15 protein-coding genes and 1 tRNA gene are annotated in these 18,579 nt (G+C 69.0%); 10 read left to right on the forward strand and 6 right to left on the reverse strand.

What is annotated here, in order from left to right; genetic code table 11:
• Window positions 1-113: 113 nt before the first annotated feature.
• The gene (locus EG812_RS13925; protein WP_013731250.1) at window positions 114-1,232 is read right to left on the reverse strand and encodes a substrate-binding domain-containing protein; all 1,119 of its coding nucleotides are present in this window, start codon (window positions 1,230-1,232) and stop codon (window positions 114-116) included.
• A 400-nt stretch (window positions 1,233-1,632) separates the two neighbouring features.
• Between EG812_RS13925 and EG812_RS13930 the strand changes: the two genes are divergently transcribed.
• The 5 genes from EG812_RS13930 to EG812_RS13950 all read left to right on the forward strand — a co-directional run bounded on the left by EG812_RS13930 (window position 1,633) and on the right by EG812_RS13950 (window position 7,306).
• Window positions 1,633-2,826 (forward strand): ROK family transcriptional regulator, encoded by a 1,194-nt coding sequence (locus EG812_RS13930; protein WP_126711786.1) that lies wholly within the window; start codon window positions 1,633-1,635, stop codon window positions 2,824-2,826.
• 259 nt (window positions 2,827-3,085) lie between these two features.
• Entirely contained in the window at window positions 3,086-4,975 is a 1,890-nt protein-coding gene (locus EG812_RS13935) for an alpha/beta hydrolase-fold protein (RefSeq protein WP_126711787.1), read from the forward strand.
• A gap of 135 nt (window positions 4,976-5,110) precedes the next feature.
• The gene (locus tag EG812_RS13940) at window positions 5,111-5,518 is read left to right on the forward strand and encodes a DUF4260 family protein (protein ID WP_193386284.1); all 408 of its coding nucleotides are present in this window, start codon (window positions 5,111-5,113) and stop codon (window positions 5,516-5,518) included.
• A 142-nt stretch (window positions 5,519-5,660) separates the two neighbouring features.
• Window positions 5,661-6,032: a YciI family protein gene (locus EG812_RS13945; RefSeq protein WP_013731254.1), complete on the forward strand. Its 372-nt coding sequence runs from the start codon at window positions 5,661-5,663 to the stop codon at window positions 6,030-6,032.
• Window positions 6,029-7,306 (forward strand): RNA polymerase sigma factor, encoded by a 1,278-nt coding sequence (locus EG812_RS13950; RefSeq protein ID WP_126711788.1) that lies wholly within the window; start codon window positions 6,029-6,031, stop codon window positions 7,304-7,306. The genes EG812_RS13945 and EG812_RS13950 overlap by 4 nt, the downstream gene beginning before the upstream one ends.
• 86 nt (window positions 7,307-7,392) lie before the next feature.
• On the opposite strand, the gene EG812_RS13955 is transcribed toward EG812_RS13950, so the two are convergent.
• Window positions 7,393-7,465: transfer RNA gene (locus EG812_RS13955), tRNA-Arg, on the reverse strand.
• Between the two features lie 673 nt (window positions 7,466-8,138).
• Between EG812_RS13955 and EG812_RS13960 the strand changes: the two genes are divergently transcribed.
• Window positions 8,139-10,598, forward strand: coding sequence for a tetratricopeptide repeat protein (locus EG812_RS13960; protein ID WP_126711789.1), 2,460 nt, complete (start codon window positions 8,139-8,141; stop codon window positions 10,596-10,598).
• A gap of 112 nt (window positions 10,599-10,710) precedes the next feature.
• Here the strand turns inward: EG812_RS13960 and EG812_RS13965 are convergent, their stop codons facing one another.
• Both EG812_RS13965 and EG812_RS13970 read right to left on the reverse strand, forming a co-directional pair.
• Window positions 10,711-11,652: a trypsin-like serine peptidase gene (locus EG812_RS13965; protein WP_126711790.1), complete on the reverse strand. Its 942-nt coding sequence runs from the start codon at window positions 11,650-11,652 to the stop codon at window positions 10,711-10,713.
• A gap of 289 nt (window positions 11,653-11,941) precedes the next feature.
• On the reverse strand, window positions 11,942-12,376 hold the full coding sequence (locus EG812_RS13970; RefSeq protein WP_233579482.1) for a nucleotidyltransferase family protein: 435 nt from the start codon (window positions 12,374-12,376) through the stop codon (window positions 11,942-11,944).
• On the opposite strand from EG812_RS13970, the gene EG812_RS13975 reads away from it, so the two are divergent.
• The gene (locus EG812_RS13975; protein WP_126711791.1) at window positions 12,318-12,884 is read left to right on the forward strand and encodes a TetR/AcrR family transcriptional regulator; all 567 of its coding nucleotides are present in this window, start codon (window positions 12,318-12,320) and stop codon (window positions 12,882-12,884) included. The genes EG812_RS13970 and EG812_RS13975 overlap by 59 nt on opposite strands.
• A 105-nt stretch (window positions 12,885-12,989) precedes the next feature.
• The gene (locus EG812_RS13980; RefSeq protein WP_126711792.1) at window positions 12,990-13,964 is read left to right on the forward strand and encodes an alpha/beta hydrolase family protein; all 975 of its coding nucleotides are present in this window, start codon (window positions 12,990-12,992) and stop codon (window positions 13,962-13,964) included.
• A 34-nt stretch (window positions 13,965-13,998) separates the two neighbouring features.
• Here EG812_RS13980 and EG812_RS13985 read toward each other — a convergent pair whose 3' ends face one another.
• Entirely contained in the window at window positions 13,999-15,405 is a 1,407-nt protein-coding gene (locus tag EG812_RS13985) for a hypothetical protein (RefSeq protein WP_126711793.1), read from the reverse strand.
• Entirely contained in the window at window positions 15,395-16,627 is a 1,233-nt protein-coding gene (locus tag EG812_RS13990; RefSeq protein ID WP_126711794.1) for a tellurite resistance TerB family protein, read from the reverse strand. The genes EG812_RS13985 and EG812_RS13990 overlap by 11 nt, the downstream gene beginning before the upstream one ends.
• A 224-nt stretch (window positions 16,628-16,851) precedes the next feature.
• Between EG812_RS13990 and EG812_RS13995 the strand changes: the two genes are divergently transcribed.
• Both EG812_RS13995 and EG812_RS14000 read left to right on the forward strand, forming a co-directional pair.
• The gene (locus EG812_RS13995; protein ID WP_126711795.1) at window positions 16,852-17,907 is read left to right on the forward strand and encodes an ETX/MTX2 family pore-forming toxin; all 1,056 of its coding nucleotides are present in this window, start codon (window positions 16,852-16,854) and stop codon (window positions 17,905-17,907) included.
• A 198-nt stretch (window positions 17,908-18,105) separates the two neighbouring features.
• The gene (locus tag EG812_RS14000) at window positions 18,106-18,573 is read left to right on the forward strand and encodes a hypothetical protein (RefSeq protein ID WP_013731390.1); all 468 of its coding nucleotides are present in this window, start codon (window positions 18,106-18,108) and stop codon (window positions 18,571-18,573) included.
• The last annotated feature ends 6 nt before the right edge of the window (window positions 18,574-18,579 follow it).

Raw genomic sequence — 18,579 nt, forward strand, 5'->3', positions numbered from 1 at the left:
CTCCTTGCCGATCGACGCACCGGCGTCACGGTCGAGGGCTGCCGTGTCGCGCGGCCGGGGTGAGGTCCGGGGCCGTCCGCCAGAAAAGGCCCCGGACCTCACGTCATCTGCGGTCAGTTGCCGAGCACCTCGGCCGGCGGCTCCTGGCCGTAGTCGTCGCGCCAGGCCTCGGCGATGTTCTCCTTGGTGGCCGCCATCGGCGCGCTGACGACCAGCTCCGGCGCCTGCTTGCCGAGCAGCCCGTAGGCGGCGACGATGCCCAGGTTCTGGCCGAGTCGGGTGGAGCCGTTGCCGATGACGCCGACGACGTTGCCGCCCTTGACCAGGTCGGCGGCGAGGTTCGCCTCCAGGTCGTTGGTGACGATCTTGACGTCGGTACGGCCCTGCTGCCGGGTCGCGGCGAGCACGCCCTCCGCAGCGGTGGCCCAGGCGACGTAGACGCCGTTGAGGTCGGCGTGGCGGGTCAACATCGCGGTGGCGATGTCCTCGGTGCGCGCCGGGTCGGAGAAGCCGGTCTCCTCGACGATCTCAATGTCCGGGTAGAGGTAGCCGAGCCAGTCCTTGAACGCCTTGTCCCGCTGGTTGGTGAACCAGAAGTCGGCGTCGTGGTAGACGTAGCCGACCTTGCCCTTGCCGCCGAGGGCCTTGCCGAGCAGCTCCGCGTTGGCCTTACCGAACGCGGTCAGGTCGACGGTGACGATCCCGACGATCTGCTCCCCGGCCTTGAAGTCCTTCGGCGGGGTGGTCATCACGACCAGCTTGACGCCGGCGTCTACGGCGGGCTTGAAGGCCGCCGCCGCGGCGGTCGGGTCGACCGCGATGGTGACGATCAGGTCCGGCTTGAGGGCCAGGACGGTCTGCACGTTGTTGGCCTGCCGGGCCGGGTCGAACTCGGCGCTGGTGCTGGCCAGCACCTTGATGCCGAGCTCGTCGAACTCCTTGCGAACCCCGGACTCCACCGCCTGGGTCAGCGCGGAGCCCTCGTGCCAGACGAAGGCGGCCGAGTAGTTGCCGTCCTTGACCTTCTGCCGCTCCTCGGGGGTGAGCGAGAGCTGGTCGGCGGCGGTCGGGGTCTCCCCGCCGGGGCCCACGAACGACAGGCTCGGTTCGGTACGGGGGCCGCTCGACGCGCCGCCGTTGCCGCCGGACGTCTCGTTCGAGCAGGCGCCGACCATGAGCGCCAGGGCGCAGAGCGCGCCCAGGGCGGCCCCACGTCTACGGCTGAGTTTCATTGCTCTTACCTCCAGCAACGGGGGTCCGGGACCGGGTGGTGCCGGACTGACACGGGGTTCCGACGCGACCGGCGCGGCACGTGACGGGGGCACGCGCCGTAGCCCCGGGGGTACCGATGGGGGCCGGCGACCTCTATTTCCGTTCAGACTGAAAGTATTATCGCGATCGTCACACTCCGTCAAGAGCCCTGGTCGGAGATCCCGCGCACTTGCTTCGACCCGGACGGTCCGCATTTCGGCTACCTCGCACCGCCTCACGCGGGCGGGTCGAGAGCGCCCAGTACTCAGGAACGCTCACTCTCGGTGGTGTCGGTGCGCCAGGCGGTCCGGGAACTGGTTGTTGCCTACCACCGGCGCGGCCCTTAGCATTCGGGTGGAAAAAAAATAGGTGGAGGTGGACGTGGAAGCCCGAGCACCGCGGCGCGCCAACCGGTCGACCGTGCTCGCCCACGTCCTGACGCACGGGCCGGTCACCCGCACGGCCATCGGCCAGGAGACCGACCTTTCCCCGGCCACCGTCTCGCGCATCGTCGAGCAGCTGCTCGACGAGGGACTGCTTGTCGAGACGGACGGCACCCCGACCGCGACCCGGGGCCGGCGCGCGACGCGGGTGGCGATCGCCGCCGGACGCGGCGTCGTCTGCGGAGTCGACGTGGGCGGGTCCAACGTCCGGATGGTGGTAGCCGATCTGGCCGCCACGCCGCTGGTGAGCCGGACCGTCCCCACGCCGGCCCAGTACGACGCCCCCCGGCTGGCCCAGTGGCTCGCCGACCTGATCCGGCAGACCGTCGGCGACCACCTGGACCGGCTCGACTGCGTCGCGGTGGGGCTGCCCGGTGCGGTCCGCGAACACGACCGCGCGGTGTCCAACGCCCCGAACCTTCCCCAGGTGGAGGACCCGGAGTTCCTGCGGTTGCTGGAGAAACGGCTGGCCACCGGGATCGAGGTGGACAACGACTCCAACTACGCGCTCCTCGGCGAGCTGCGCTTCGGTGCCGCCCGCAACGCGCAGACCGCGGTGATGTTCACCATCGGCGCCGGGCTCGGTGCCGGCGTCGCCATCGACCGGCGGCTGTTCCGTGGCCGCAGCGGCATGGTCGGCGAGTTCGGACACCTGCCGGCCGGTCCGCTGGGCACCTCGCTCGAACAGATCATCAGCGGGCCCGGCATCCTCGCCCGCGCCCGTGACCTCGGCCTGCCGTTCGACAATCCGGCCGACGTGTTCCGCTCCACCGACTCCCGCCTGGTGCCGGTCAAGCAGTACGTCGAGCAGGCGCTGCTGATCATCCTCACCGCCGCGGTGGTGGCCTACGAGCCCGAGGTGATCGTCCTCGGCGGCGGCATCTCCCACGCGCTCAAGCCCGACCTCGGCCGGCTGGGGGGTCGGCTGCGGGAGATCGTGCCGGTCACCGCGGCGGCCGTGCAGAGCGCCGAACTCGGGGACCTGTCCGGTGCGTTGGGCGCCGTGGTGGCGGCGTTGCACACCGCGTACGGGCGACTCGGGCTCGCCGAACCCGACCTCGCCCACGTGCCCCAGCCGGATGCGCTCGCCGGCTGCGACCTGCACGCGTTGTCCGCCAACGCGATCGCCTGACCGTTCCCGTCGATCGGCTCCACTGTGGAGCTGATCGTGGCTGCCCACCGTGCGGTCCCGTCGAGGCCGTGAGCAGGAGTGATCGGCGCACGGCAGAGCCCGGAACCCTTGACATCGAAACGTGTGCGCCGTCACACTGTGGCCTGCTAATTCGATTTAGCGCAGGGCGGGTTCCCCGCAGGAAGCAGCCGGGCTCATCGCCCTGACCGGACACCACACCGCCAAGCCGCGAACGACACTGCAGAAGGAGCGTGCTCGGATGAAGAGAGCGATCGGAAAGGGCCCGACCAGACGGGCGATCACCATGCTCGCGTTGATGTCACTCGGTGTCGGCGCGGTTGTCTCCGCGCCGGCTGCCGCCGCCGCACCCGCCGCACCCGCCACAGCGGAGGGCGTCACCGTACGGGCCGACAACGGATCCCCGACCGGATACACCGTTGACTTCGTCTACCGCAATCCGCACGCCACCCAGGTCCGCCTCGCCGGAGACCTGACGTTGCTCGACGTCACCACCGGCAACACGCGCTACCAGCCGGAAGCGTGGCAGACCGGCCGGTACCACGCCGGCGGCACCGAGTTCCTCCGGGACATGACCAGGGACGCCGACGGAAACTGGTCGGTCTCGGTGCCCCTGCACGCCGGCAGCCTCAGCTACTGGTACCGCGTCTGGGACCCCACCCAGGGCTGGGAGAACAAGCGCATCTGGGACCCCGCCTCGACGAACCCACGACCCCCGGGCCAGTCCTCGTTCCGGGTCAGGAACAACGACGTGCTCGACGCCGTCTACGTGCCGTACGCCGACAAGCAGAACGACCCGGTGCTCAAGGAACGCGCCGAGTACGAACTGCCCGCGGCCGACCCCGCGCACCGGGGCACCGTCCAGTACGTCCCGTACACCACGATCCTCGGCGACAGCGGCCACTACCTCGGCGTCTACCTGCCGGCCGGCTACGACGCCAACCGCCCCGAGCCGTACAAGGTCGCCTACCTCGCGCACGGCATCTTCGGCGACGAGACCGACTTCATGGTCCCCGCGAACGTCCCCCACATCCTGGACAACATGACGGCCAAGGGTGAGATCGAGCCGACGGTAGTGGTCACCATGGGCAACCACTTCACCGGCACCAGCCTCGGCTTCGCCTCGTACAACCAGACAAACGCCGCCAACAACCTGGTCCAGACGATCCTCCCGTTCATCGAGGAGCGCTACCACGTCTCGACCGAGCGCGAAGGCCGCGCGTACGCCGGATTCTCGTACGGCGGGATGACGGGCGCGCACGTCATCCGGGGCTACCCGACCACCTTCGCGTTCTACGGGCACTTCTCCGGCAACCCGTCGCTGACCGCCCAGGACTACGACAACGTCGCCGCCGCCGTCGGCGACGACGACCTGTTCGTGTTCCTCGGCAACGGTGTCTTCGAAGGCAACCTCAACGCCCAGAACACCATCGCGAACAACTTCCGGGCCCGGGGCTACCGCGCCGCGACGACCCAGGTCCCCGGCGCGCACGACGGCATGACGGCGAGTCAGCTGTTCACCATCTTCGCCCGCGACCACCTCTGGACCGGCGTCGACTCGGTGTCCGTGTCGCCCGCGACCGAGGAGCTGACGAAGGGCTGGAACTGGCGCAAGCAGTTCACCGCCGACGTGCACACCAACGAGGGCGTCAGCCCGGCAGTGACCTGGTCGGTGGAGGGTGCCACCTCGGCGGCAACCACCATCTCCGCCGACGGTCTGCTCTCGGTGGCCGCCGACGAGACCGCCTCGACGCTCACCGTCGTGGCGACCTCCGTGGTGGATGCGACCAAGTCCGGTTCGGCCACGGTCAGCCTGACCGCGCCGGGCACGAACCGTGTCGTGGTCAAGGCGAAGGCCGCGCCCGCGTCCATCGTCCGAGGCGGCACCTTCACGCTCACCGTCGACCTGCGGGCACAGAACCAGCACAAGAAGGCGCCGACGGTGACCGGTGAGATCGCCGTGACCTTCGGCGGGACCACCCAGCTGGTGGCGTTGACCGACGGCTCGGCCGTGGTCGAGCTGCCGACCAGCGGCCTTTCGGCCGGGGGATACCCGGTCCACGTCGCCTACTCCGGTGACCCGACCTACACCCCCACCGCCGCAGTGCATCAGCAGTTGCGAGTGCGGTAACCACCTCACGTGAGTGGGCCGGCGACGGTAGGTCGCCGGCCCACCCGCGGGCGGGGAACCACGCCGGCTGAATGCCAGGTCGGCGTAGATTCAGACTGCCGCCCGACCCGGCAGACGACGAGAGGGGTGCCGGACATGAAGCCGGTCACGACACAGCGCATCGAGTCCGCTGCCGTCGCCGTCCTCGCCGTCGTCGTCACCATCGCCGCCGGGTACGCCTGGTGGTGGCTGCTCGCCCTGTTCCTCCTCTTCGACCTCTCCATGCTCGGCTACCTGCGCGGCCCGCATCTCGGTGCCGCCTGCTACAACCTGGTGCACTCGTACACCCTGCCGGCCCTGCTCGGCGCGGTGGCGGTGGCCGCCGCGGCGGCCGGCGAACCGATCGACTGGCTCGGCATCCTCGCTGTCGCCTGGGTGTTCCACATCGCCCTCGACCGCGCCCTCGGCTACGGCCTCAAGACCACCGAGGGTTTCGAACACACCCACCTCGGCCTGATCGGACAGGCCCGGCGAGCCCACCGGGTCACGACCCGCGAACGGTGATCAGCGCAGAATCGACAGCTGCGTGCGGGTCTCCGGCGGATGATTGAGCCGCAGGCCGACTGCTGACGATTCCGGCCCGCGCCGATCGTCATCTCCGTGCCGGTGCCGACGCGGCACCGCACCGAGAGCCAGGGAGAAGCCGATGCGCTACGCACTGATGATCCACTACCCCGAGCCGGGCGAGGGCGAACTCTCCGACGAGGTCATCGCGGAGGCAAGAGCTGCCTTCGACGCGTACGGCCGGGCGCTGAGCGCCGCCGGGGTCCTCCTGGCGGCCGACGTCCTCCAGCCCGCCGCCGCCACGACCACCGTCACCCGCAGAGACGGCAACCTGCGGGTGCAGGACGGCCCCTTCGCCGAGACCAGGGAGGCCCTGGCCGGGGTGTTCCTCCTCGACGTACCCGACCTCGACGCCGCCATCGGCTGGGCGGAGAAGTGCCCGGCCGCGCAGTGGGGCGTCATCGAGGTACGCCCCACCGCGACGGCGTTCGTCGACGGAGCCTGGACGAGTTGACCACCAGCGAGGGGCGGGCAGCCACCGCTGTCGCGGCCGGCACCGAGGGACGGGCGGCCGCAGCTGTCGCGGCGCGCGACAGTTACGGCCGGCTGCTCGCCCTGCTGTCCACCACGACCAGCGACATCGTCTGGGCCGAGGACGCCCTGGCCGACGCGTTCGAGCGGGCCCTGCGCAGCTGGCCCGAGCAGGGGGTGCCGAACAACCCCACCGGATGGCTGCTGACCGTCGCGCGCAACCGGCTCCGGGACCACTGGAAGTCGGCACAGTGGCAGCGCAGCGTCCCGCTCGACGTCGAACGGGACACTCCCGTACACCTCGACACACTCGACCCCGACGCCATCCCCGACCGGCGGCTGGAACTGATGCTCGTCTGCGCACACCCGGCGATCGAGCGCGCCGCACGCACCCCACTGATGCTCAACACCGTGCTCGGCTTCACCGCCGAGCAGGTCGGTCGAGCCTTCTCCACACCCACCTCGACGATGGCGACCCGCCTGGTACGCGCGAAGCGACGCATCAAGGCCACCGGCATCCCGTTCCGCATCCCCGACCGCAGCGACCTGCCGGACCGGATGGCCGCCGTCCTTGAGGCCATCTACGGGGCGTACGTCATCGACTGGGCGACAACCGGCCCGCAGGCCCGCCCGGTGCCCACCGAGGCGCTGCACCTCGCCGAGGTGCTCACCACGCTGGTCCCCGACGACCCCGAGGCACACGGGCTGGCCGCCCTCGTCCAGCTCTCGGCCGCACGCCTACCCGCCCGCCTCGACGAACATGGACGATTCGTGCCGCTGGCCGAGCAGGACCCGACCCGCTGGAACGAGCTCCTGATCCACCGGGCACACCAGCACCTACGCACCGCCCACGCCCGCCGACACCTCGGACGCTTCCAACTCGAAGCCGCCGTCCAAGCGGTGCACTGCGCCCGAAGACACACCGGCACCACCGACTGGCCCGCCCTGCTGGACCTGCACCGCGCACTGCACACGCTCGCACCGTCCCTCGGCGGCGCCGTCGCCCTCGCGGTCGCCACCGCCGAAGTCGAGGGTCCGGCAGCCGGACTGACCCGACTCGACGAACTGCCGAACGACCGTGCCCGTCGGTTCCAGCCGGCCAAGGCCGCCCGTGCCCACCTGCTCGAACGGCTCGGCCGTTACACCGAGGCCGCCGCCGCGTACGACAGCGCCATCGCCCTCACCCACGACCCCGCCGAACGCGGATACCTCGAACATCGCCGCGCCCGATTGTGCCCGGCACCTGACCGGCCCTGAGCGGCATCGGGGATATCGGAGGCCGCGAACTTCGCAGACGGTCCTTGCCCAGTGGAGCGACAAGCCGGTGGATGGGGTCAAAGCGGTGCCCCCGGCAGGATTCGAACCTGCGACACACGGTTTAGGAAACCGATGCTCTATCCCCTGAGCTACGAGGGCGCGAGGGCCCAGTCTAACGGCCTGCGGGTTGACCCGGGGTGGCAGGGAGTGGCCTGCGTTGACCTGGGTTGTCCTGGCTGGTCGGGGCGGCGGATGACCACACGCCGATCACACCAACCAGGTCTGCGATCGTGATCGTTGGCCTGCTTTGACCTGGTGTGGCACCGGTTGACCCGCGGTGGTACCGGCTGGAGAGCGCACGCTGCACACACATCGTTCATGATCATGGTTGGCTTGCCGGGTCCGGATCTCGCCAGCGAGCCGGACCCCGTGACGTGCTCGCCGTACAGGCGAGGCCGGCGACCAAGGTGCGCGCCATTGCGGCCATCCACTGACCGCGCCGCCTGAGCTTCGCCGCCGCCGACCTGCCGGTGCGGTGCAGGACCGGACGGACGCTCCCTCGCGGGAAACCTGACCACGCGGGGCTGGCAACTGGACCCCGGCGGCCGCTGTACGTGTTCCTCCGCGCGAGGCGCGTGATCGTGGGGCGGGCCGGTGAAGCTGGTGGCTCCTCTCAGGCCTGGCTGTTGTACGCCTTGCCGGCCGGCACTCGGCCTGGACAGCCCCGAGGCCGACCAGCGAGAGCGAGTGCCGACTGATGATCTTGAAGGTTAGGCATCGGATAGTATCGATGGACTGGACGGCTTGCCCTGTGCGAGGGGAAAGCAGACGCATGAGCGGATCAGGCCGGGAGGCGCAGGAGGCGTTGGCCCGGTTCGTCGGTGAACTCAAACGCCTCCGGCAACTCGCAGGAGCCCCGTCGTTGAACACGCTGGTGGCCATCTCGGCATCGCTGGGACAGCCGCTGGCCCGCTCGACGTTGAGTGACAAGCTCACCGCCAAGTCATTGCCTGACTGGTCCTTCGTCGCCTCCTTCGTCAACGCCTGCCTGGGCCACGCCGATCAACTCGGCATTCGGCTGCCGGCCGAGCTCACGGATCTGGGCCGGTGGGATGCGGAGCACCTGCGGCTACTCAGAATCGTCGATGCCGCCCGTGTGGAGGATCGACTGCGGGCCGCCGCCCATATGCAGCTCGGCCAGCGCGCCAGCGGCACCTTACCGGCGACCCGGACCGGACCAGCGGGTCTTCTTGATCAGGTGACACCTCGGCAACTGCCGGCGGCCGTCCCCTCGTTCGTGGGTCGGCGGGCGGCGCTTGCCAGACTGGCCGCCCTGCTGCCGACCGGCGGACGTGCGGCTACCGTGCCGATCGTGCTGATCAGCGGTATGGCTGGGGTCGGTAAGACGACCCTGGCGGTCCGCTACGCCCGTCAGGTCGCCGACCGCTTCCCCGACGGGCAGCTCTACGTAAACCTTCGCGGGTTCGACGCGACCGGGCCGGCGGCGAACCCGGCGGAGGTGCTTCGCGAGTTCCTCGAGGCTCTCGGGGTGCCGGCACAACGCGTACCGGTGGGCCTGGACGCCCGATCCGGACTGTTCCGCAGCGTGCTGGCGGGGCGACGGGTGCTGGTACTGCTCGACAACGCCGGCGATGCCGACCAGGTCCGCCCGCTGCTGCCCAGCTCGCCGGGGTGCCTGGCGTTGATCACCAGCCGGGGTCACCTGCCCGGGCTGGTCACCATCGAAGAGGCACACCCGCTCATCCTCGACCCACTGTCTCGGATGGAGGCGTACGAGCTGCTGGCCCAGCGGCTCGGCATGGCTCGTGTGGAGAACGAGCCGGAGGCAGCGAACCGGATCATCGCCGCTGCGGCGGGACTACCACTCGCGCTGGCCATCGTGGCGAGTCGGGCCGCCATCCAGGCTGACTTCAGTCTCGGCCGGCTCGCCGACGAGCTGACCGAGCCGGGGGTTCTCGACAGCTTCAGCCACGTCGACCCGCGCGCTGACATCCGGACGGTCTTCTCGTGGTCGTACCGGAATCTGGACCCAACCTCGGCGCGGACCTTCCGGTTGCTCGGACTCCACCCGGGGCCGGACGTCTGCGTGCCGGCGCTGGCGAGTCTCGCCAGCGTGTCCGAGGCACAGGCGGGCCGAACCCTGGCCGCGCTGGTCCGTGCGAACCTGGCGGCGGAGCAGCTTCCGGGGAGGTTCGTCCTGCACGATCTGCTGCGCGCCTACGCGGCCGAGCTGGTCAGCGGGCATGAGCCCGAAACGGTACGCCGGGAGGCGCTCGGCCGGCTTCTCGACTATTACCTGCACACCGCGTACGCCGCGGATCTGCTCCTCTACGACCAACGGGACCCGATCAGCCTGACCCCGGTCCGTAAGGGCACAGCGGCCACCCCGCTCACCGATCGGGCGCAGGCATGGCGTTGGCTCGCCCGGGAGCATCAGGTGCTGCTGGCCGCCGTGGGCATCGCCGTGGATGCCCGGTTCGACACGCACGCGTGGCAGTTGGCCTGGACCGTCAACACGTACCTCGATCGGCTCGGGGCGTGGCAGGACCAACTGGTGGTCCAGGAGCGCGCGCTGGTCGCCGCGTCGCGGGCCGGTGACCGGGACGGCCAGGCGCGCGCCCATCGCAACCGGGCGGTGGCCTGCCTGCGGCTGGAAGACTACGACCAGGCCCATGCCCACCTGGACCGGTCCCTCGCGCTCTACACCACCCTCGGCGATGCGATCGGCAGCGCGCGGGCGCACCTCAATCTCGGCATCCTGGCCGAGCGTCAGGGTCGGTACCAGCAGGCGCTCTACTCTGCTGAGCAGGCGCGCGACCTGTTCACGGCTGCGGGAAACACGAGCGGGGCGGCGAACGCGCTGAACAACATCGGTTGGTACCACAGCCAACTGGGGAACTTCCAGCAGGCACTCGACCGCTGTACGCAGGCGCTGCTCCTGCAACAGCAGGTCGGCAACCGGTACTGGCAGGCACACACCTGGGACAGCCTCGGCTATGTGCACTTCCGGCTGGACCACCAGGCGGAGGCGATCCGCTGCTACGAGAATGCGCTGGTCCTGTGGCGGGAGGCGGCCGAGCGCTACTACGAGGCGACGACGCTCACCCATCTCGGCGACAGCCGGCACGCCGCCGGTGCGCCGGACCTCGCCCGCGACGTCTGGCAGCGCGCACTGGAGATCCTGGAGGAACTCGGCCATCTGGACGCCGAAGAGGTACGCACCAGACTGGGCTCCGAGCCCACCCAGTCCGCGCCGACCCGATTGGTGTGACCGAATCTCCCTCCCGGGCGCCGGACCGTAGCCGTTCGCTCCCGGGCCTGACGTGTCGCTCCCGGGGCAGGCGGTCGACCGCCTGCCCCGGAAGCGAACTGGCACGAAGGGCTCAACGCCACTGCATCAAGTTGTTGATGACCGGCTGCGTGATCCGCAGGGCAATGTTGTTGGTGCCGCCGGGCCCGCTGCCGTACGGGCCGTTGGTGAGAATCCCCAGTGCCGTCGCATAGGGGCCGGGGCACATACAGGGATCTGGCGGCGGCGGCGGGCACGGACACGGATTCACCAGCGGCGGGAGCGTCGGACACCAGTCGTCCGGATTGGGCGTGTAGTAGATCGGGCTGCCCTCTTGCCCGCCGGTCATGGCGTGCTGGACGTAGAGTGCGTTCGCGTCCTCGGCACGGATGAAGTCTTTGCTTGCCCACTGCCCGGGCCGGCCGGCCGGGTAGCCATGCGTGGTGGTGCAGGATCCGGTCAGGCGTTGTGTGGTGTATCCGAGGCCAAGCCAGCCGGTCCTGGTGCCGACCGTGCAGTTCAGTCGTACGGCCCCGTAGTCGTAGGCCGGGTCGGGCGGACCGGGGGTGTTGACGGGGCCGATGATCCAGTTCTGCGGGACGGTCAGCTGGATCGCCGGGCATGAACCGAAGGGGGCGGTCGCACCGTCGTGGCCGGGGTAGGCGACGATATTGGTCCGCCAGGTACCGGTCCGACCGCCGGTGTGCAGGCAATGTCCGGCGGTCGCGACGGTACGTTCGCTGATCATGAAGCCCGTGCACTGGCCGCCGTTGAAGGTCAGCAGGACGGTGGCGCTGGCCGGATACGTCGTGGTCGTGCGGACTGGCACCCGGTTGTCGGGCCCGAAGATCGCGGTGACTCCGGCGGTGGGAGTCGTTCCGGCGGCGGTGTCCCCGCTCGGCGTCACCATGATGCTGACAGCCCGATGACCGGACGACGCGGCGTCGCCGCTGGCTACCCGGTCCCGATTCGACGCGGCAACCGCCGGTCCTGCTGGAGGTGCGGCCGCACCGAACGCCACGGCGGCAAGAGCCACCGCCGCCCACCTTCTTCTCAGCATGACTGGTTCTCCTCTGGCTGGGCGGGGATCCCCGGACTGACGCCTACGGTGACCACACTGAGTGGACGACCGGTTGTCCGGCCGATTCCCGGAAGGCCGAACGTGCGGTTCCTTCGGGACACCGTCGGAACATGCTCATCGCCGTGTGCTGGTTGACGAGCGGGCGGAGATGCTCGCGTCAGATGTGGTACACGAGTCGTTGCGGTCGTCATTGTGGTGACAATTAGATTTGCTGGTCGATCATTGTCAGCCTCGGTGTGGTGGTTCAGGTGATGACGCGGACGCGGGGCCAGCGTTCGGTGGGGCGGTGGCGGGCGAGTCGTTGCCGGGAGGTCTCGGGGCTGACTCTGGTGGGGTTGGGTCGCCATATGCCGTCGAGGAGGTCGTCGAGGCCGTGTGGTGCGCAGACGGCGATGTGGTCGTGTGGGTCGAGGCGGATGGCCACGGCGGTGGCGTACTCGGGCCAGGTGGCGACTGCTTCGGCGATGCTGCGCAGGGGCGGCACCGGGCCGGTGCCGAATTTCGCCGGATACCAGGTGTGTACGGCGGCTTGGTTCTTCGCTTCCCAGGGTTGATGCTTTCCTGAACGGAGGGCCTGTCCGGGTAATCTTGCCCCGTACTCGGCTCTCTTGGAGGACGTTGTGGCCGCCGGATCGCCTGCTCCCCCCAAGCGCGCGGACGCCGAGCGCAATCGCGCCAAGATCCTCGCCGCCGCCCAGGAGGCCTTCAGCGAGCCTGGCGGCGAACCGTCGATGGCGGAGATCGCGCGGCGCGCCGGCGTCGGCATGGCGACGCTCTACCGCAACTTTCCCGGCAGGTTCGATCTCCTCGCCGCGCTCTACGGCAACCAGGTCGACGCGATCTGCCAGGCCGCCGAGACGGCGGTGGGGCGTACGCCTGGCGAGATGTTCTTCGCGTGGCTGGAACAGTTCCACGCGGTGGGCGCGAGGAAAGGGCCGCTGGCCTCGCTGCTTCTCGCCGAACCGGCCGGTGGCGCCTCCGTGATCAACGACAACCGAGCCCGGGTGTACGCCGCCGGCGAAGTGCTGTTCGCCGCGGCGCGGGACAGCGGTGAGGTTCGCGACGATCTGCCGCTGCCGCAGATCCTGGACGCGATCGTCGCGGTCGGCCAGATCCCGGACGATCCCGCGTTTCCTGGCCGGATCGTGCAGGTGGTCTTCGACGGGCTGCGCCGCATGCCCACCTGACGGCCGGGCGAGCCGTGTCCTCGCCCGAATCCCTGGACAAGCGGACAGGCTATCCACTAGCGTAGTGGATAGCCTGTCCGTTTCGTTTCCTGAGGGGAGATCGTCATGCGCGACACGTCACTGGTCACGCGTCCCGACTCGTACGCCGATGCCGGCACCATCCCGGTCAGCGAGCCGACCCAGGTCCTCACGTTCGGCCCGATCGCGTTCGAGGTGCCGGGCCGTCCGACGCCGCTGGAGATCAAGGTCAACGTTCCCGCGGTCGGCGAGGATCTGCCGATCATCCTGCTGTCGCACGGCCACGGCGGCTCGAACTTCCTGTCGTCGCTGCGCGGGTACGGTCCGCTTGTCGATTTCTGGGCGGCGCACGGTTTCGTGGTCATCCAGCCCACCCACCTCGACTCCACCGTCCTGGGACAGCGCGAGACCGGCCACCCCGAGGCGCCACTGTTCTGGAAGACCCGGGTCCAGGACATGAGCTTCATCCTCGACCACCTCGACGAGATCGAGGCCACCGTTCCCGGCCTCGCCGGGCGCCTCGACCGGGAACGGGTCGCGGTCGCCGGGCATTCGCTGGGCGGCCACACCGCCGCGATGCTGCTCGGTACGGGGACCACCGACCCGGCCGACGGCAGCCCCGTACGCCTGCCTGACGCCCGGATCAAGGCAGGTGTCATCATCGGCGCGCCCGGCCTCGCCGACGAGCAGGTCAACCAGGCGATGCTCGAACGCTACCCGGTCATGGGGCACACCGATTTCAGCACGATGACCACGCCGGCGCTGGTGGTGGCTGGGGACAGGGACTTCAATCCGATGTTCTCCGACCGGCTCAGCTACCGCTGGGACGCGTACACCGCGGCCCCAGCCCCGAAGACTCTGCTGATGTTGCACGACGCGGAGCACCTCTTCGGCGGCATCTCCGGCTACGACGCGGCGGAGACTTCCGACGAGAACCCGGCCCGGGTCGCCGTGCTCCGCGCGATGATCTGGGCGTACCTGCGCTCCCAGCTCTACCCGACCGACCCGGCCTGGGACCGCGCGGTCGCCGCCTTCGATTCCGGCTCTGTCGAATCCAAGTAGTGGCGTGACTTCCGCAACCTGGTGACCCGGCTTCTCATCGCGGGTGCCGCTCGGATGTGGTGAGGAGCAATTCCCATTCCTGCGCCAAGGCTCGATTGATTCGACGGTCGCGGGCGATGGCTTCCTTGAACCAGGCGATGGTGGCGGGCGCCATGGCGAGAATCTGGCTGTAGTTGAGGGCAGCCGGGTTCATGCCGAACACCAGACCAGTCTTGAGCAGGGTGCCTGAGGTCGCGATGGTGTGCCCGAGCAGCAGCATGGAGGTGAGCTTGGCGTGCTCCAACTTCCGTTGCGCGGCCGTACCGCCGGTGGCGTAGCTCTTGAGGAGCCAGTACCCGCGGATGATCGCGGACACGATTCCTGGAGTGATGCCCATCGTGAAGAAATGGCGCAGGTCGTAGCCGTTCGTATACATGTAGCGGGCGACGTCGGTCCAGGGCACCTTGACACCGGAGGAGGTCAGTGCGAACGGCGAATTGATCTGACCGAGTTGGAGCAGGCTGAAGAACGGCGGCTGCAGGCCGGCAGGGGTGTATACGTCCGAGAGCAGATGGCGTACCTGCGTGATGAGGGCGGTGATCAGGTCGACCGAATCGTGTGTGGTGGCGACCTGGACCAGTTGGCCCGCCTTGTCGATGTAGGTGCCGGTGCCGTGCATGAGGTCCGCCACGCCGTAGAAGAAGCCCAGGAGCGGATCGTGGCCGAGGCTCTGGAGCCGGTGAGTAGCCGGCCGCATCCCGCTGACCAGCCCTCCGGTTGCTGTGGTGGTGGGGTCGTCGTAGGGCACTTTGGCGAGCTTCTCGAACCGCTTGAAGAATCGGGCGTGGATGCCGTCAGCTCGATCCTTGTCCTTGAGCCACGTCGTGAGGGGTGATCCCGCCTGCTTCTCGCCGAGGAAGGTGGTTTCCTGCGGGATGCGGACGAGGACGATGTCCAGGATGGTCGCGAGGGCTCCGGCGACCAGGACGACCGTCCAGTCGGCCTCGTCCCAGCTGATGTCGCCGTGTTCCTCGGTGTAGCTGCGCAGGCTGCCAGCTATCTGACCAGGGGGAAGAATCTGCTGGAGCGGGTCCCGGGTCAGATCGATGCCCAGCAGATCCAACTGGGCTTCGGCAAGCCTGACGAGCTGATCGAAATCGTCCTCGGTCGGGACGATGGGCACCGCGTAGCGGGAATGGTGCGATGCCTCGACGCTCACCGTGGCCGCTGTGACCGGCTGGGACGGTGGGGCCGGTACGAGGACGCCCATCGCCAGGAGACGGGCGCGCACCGCATCGAACTCGGAGGTGACCGAGTCCAGGGTGTCGCTGATCCGGCCTTCGCGTTCGAGGACTTCCTTCAGGTCAAAGTCCACCTGGTCGAACAAGCTCCGCAGTTCGCTAAGCGTGACGGCCTGGTACGCCACGACCGCGGCGGCAGCCGAGAGCTGATCACCCGACACGCAGTGGCTCCCGCTGTTCGAAGAGTTCCTGGCTGGTCTGCAGGTTCGCCAGGGCCGACTGGAAGGCGGCCAACTCGGCCCTGAGCGTGGCGAGTCGCTCTTCGTTGCGCGTGGTCTGGGTGAGGTAGGCATCCATCCGGCGAGCGAGCCCGGCGATGTCGTCGGTGAGCTCGGCCATTGCCTGCTGGTGGTTCTTGATGACCTGCTGAATCAGATGCTCGCGCCGCTTCTCCCGCTCCCGCTCGTTGGTGGCCAGCACGTAACGGGCTCCCTGATGGACCACGACGCCGAGGATCACCACGGTGCCGATCCCGGTGGCCATCGCACTCAGTCCCAGCAGGCCACCGAACCCCAGGGCCGCCAGACCCGAAGTGATTCCCGCTCCGCTGAGGCCGGAGACACTGCCGGCAAGACTGATGGCGGCGATCGGGGCCCCGAACGCAGCAGCCTTGACGGCGATGTCCTTGGTGGCGGCCTCCAGTTGGCTCGTCGTGATCCGGCCGGAGGCGAAGTCCTCCTCGGTGACCACGAAACGTTCGGTCGCCTCCACGACCTGGCCCGCCGACTCGGTGAAGACGAGTTCGGCGACGAGCACGATTCGCTCACGCTCGGCGTCTGCGGCATGCCTGTCGGCCCGCGAGATGCGCACCAGATCGCGTACCAGGACGGTGAACACCGGCTCGCGTTGGTCCTCGTCGAGGAGGTCGCGCAATTCCCTGGCCAGTTCCACAGTGGCATCGGGGATCCCTGCGCGGCGCGCCGTGTCGCGTTGCGCCCCGGTGATATCGCTACGCAACTGCGACCGCGCCTCGTCGTCGAGGCCGATCATCGATGCGAACAGGTACAGATTCGCGATCTCGCGAGGATCGAGAAGGCCGTCGACGAGCGCCAGGCTCACCAACACCCGGCAATACAACAACTTCCCGTCGGCAGTGAGCGCGGACAGGTCGCCGACATCAGCGCGGTCGCGGGAGGTACGTGCCGACAGGCCGTCCTTCACCTCTACAACCTTCGCCATGACCTGCTCGGCGGACTGCTTCACCTTGTCCTGAGCATCGCCTGCGACATCAGCGACACGTTGCCTCGCGACGCTGGTGCTGTCGACGACCATTCGCCCCGCGGCGTCGGCGACGCCCTTCAGCCGCCCAAGCCCCACGCCACGAAGATCCATCGCCATCCCTCTCAGATCAGTTGGCGAGAGGCTATCGGCTGCCGCCAACATGACCACATCCTCCGGCCGGCCTCGCTTCTCATCCGCGAGATGGCGGTGTCCTAAAGCCGTGGCATCGCTTCTGGAGGGTCGGGACAACCTCCCGGCAGCCCGGGACGGGCGTCCCTGGTGACCGGGTCTGTCGGACCAACAGACTTCCCAAGCGAAACGGCCGCTGCCGCCCTGTCGGCAGACAACCGGCTTTCTGCCGAAGCGTGACGAGGAGTCGAGGTTCGATGCGAGTACGAAAGAGTGCGGCGGTCCTGAGTACCGTCGTGACCGGATGGGCCATGGTCCTGTTGGCGGCGCAGCCGGCGTCGGCGGCACCCCACTGCAACGTCCCGATCCCGCCGCCGGCGTGTGGTTACGAGCCGCCGGAGGACCCGCCGCCGCCGTCGGGCTTCGTCCCGGTGCTCGCCTTCGACGGGGCACGGCAGACGGTGTCCCGCGACGGGGTGCACATCTGGGGCTGGACGGCGGACAATGACGCGCCGACCACGGCGCTGAACGTGAACATCAGCATCGACGGCGCTCTGGTCCGATCCATGGTCGCCAACCAGCACCGTCCCGATGTCGCTGCCGCCTACCCGAACTACGGTGCGGCGCACGGCTTCGAGGTGGTGCTGCCCGCGTCGGCCGCAGGACACAACGTCTGTGTGACGGCGATCAGCGTCGGCGGGGGAGCGAACAAGTCCGTCTGCCGTCAGATGGACGACATCGTCGAGTTCATGGCGTACGGCATCAACTACGACATCGCCCGGGCGCAGCTGGTCGGGACGTCACTTCAGCAGTTGGACAAGGTGACGAACCGCAACGACACGACTTTGCAGCAGTCCACCGAGATCAGCGGCTCGAAGACGGTGACGGAGACCGAGGGGTGGTCGGACACGGCCGGGGTCAAGGTCTCGGTGTCGACCTCCATCAAGGCCGGCTTCCCGATCTTCGCCGACGGCAAGGTGACGGTCTCGGCCGAGGGGTCCTTCAGCTACACCCAGAACGGTTCCACCTCGCGTAGCCGTACGGTCTCCTGGCGGCAGCCTGTGCTGGTGCCGGCGCGATCGATCGTGGAGGCCACGGTCACCGTCACCCATGCGAACATCCGGGTGCCGTACTCGCTGAGCGGCGAGTTCATCTACCGCAGCGGCGCACGCGCCGCTGGCACCGTGGGCGGCATGTTCGCCGGCGGCAACAGCGAGAACGTGCAGGTCAACCTCAAGCAGTACAACCTGGACGGCTCACCCGCCGTGGCGCCGGCGAAGCAGCCGCAGGCCACAATGCTCAAGATCAGCTAGTCGGGCGAGCTGGTTGCACCGGCCGCGCACGGCGCGACGGCAGCCAGCGGGCGTGTCCACAAGTACGAAGATCTCGCGGCCAACGATCGTAAGGACTGGCCGCCGGGGTGGGTCGGGGCGACCGGGGGGAGGTCCCGACCCGCCCCGACATCGTATTGACTGATTCCTTGCTTCCAGGTGTACACAAAGGAGAGTGAGATGAGCCTGGTCACGGGCGAGACGGACGGCGGCATCCTGCTGATCGCCAACGACGACACCTTCGCACACACCTACCCCGACCTGCGGCGACTGCTGGAGGAGCAGGCCGAGGGCGACCCGCTGCGCGGCGCGGTGGAGTTCTTTGACTTCACCGGTCGGCGGCTGGTCCCCGGTTTCGACCGGCAGTGGTGCCTGACCGACCTGCAGCCGAGCAGTGAACCCGCCGATCCGGCGGCGGTGCAGCGCCGCCTTCAGGCGGTGCTCGATCACCTCGAACGGTTCCTCAAGTCCGACTCGGAGTCGGGGGGCGGCTCCCGCGTCGACGGTGCTGCGACGGTGCGCGAACTGCCGGCGCTGGACGGCACGCTGGCCGACGCCATCGAGAAGATGCCCTGGCACGAGCCGGGGAAGGGAACTGCCGGCAACTTCCTGCACAACGCCATGCACGCCGCCGGTTGGGCGCACTGACCGGCA

This window comes from Verrucosispora sp. FIM060022, assembly GCF_003977705.1.
GTDB lineage: Bacteria > Actinomycetota > Actinomycetes > Mycobacteriales > Micromonosporaceae > Micromonospora > Micromonospora gifhornensis.

Coding starts and splice junctions, on each gene's coding strand:
- EG812_RS13990 (WP_126711794.1), bottom strand. CDS start 16,627: ATGTTGGCGGCAGCCGATAGCCTCTCGCCAACTGATCTGAGAGGGATG.
- EG812_RS14000 (WP_013731390.1), top strand. CDS start 18,106: ATGAGCCTGGTCACGGGCGAGACGGACGGCGGCATCCTGCTGATCGCC.
- EG812_RS13935 (WP_126711787.1), top strand. CDS start 3,086: ATGAAGAGAGCGATCGGAAAGGGCCCGACCAGACGGGCGATCACCATG.
- EG812_RS13995 (WP_126711795.1), top strand. CDS start 16,852: ATGCGAGTACGAAAGAGTGCGGCGGTCCTGAGTACCGTCGTGACCGGA.
- EG812_RS13925 (WP_013731250.1), bottom strand. CDS start 1,232: ATGAAACTCAGCCGTAGACGTGGGGCCGCCCTGGGCGCGCTCTGCGCC.
- EG812_RS13940 (WP_193386284.1), top strand. CDS start 5,111: ATGAAGCCGGTCACGACACAGCGCATCGAGTCCGCTGCCGTCGCCGTC.
- EG812_RS13945 (WP_013731254.1), top strand. CDS start 5,661: ATGCGCTACGCACTGATGATCCACTACCCCGAGCCGGGCGAGGGCGAA.
- EG812_RS13960 (WP_126711789.1), top strand. CDS start 8,139: ATGAGCGGATCAGGCCGGGAGGCGCAGGAGGCGTTGGCCCGGTTCGTC.
- EG812_RS13980 (WP_126711792.1), top strand. CDS start 12,990: ATGCGCGACACGTCACTGGTCACGCGTCCCGACTCGTACGCCGATGCC.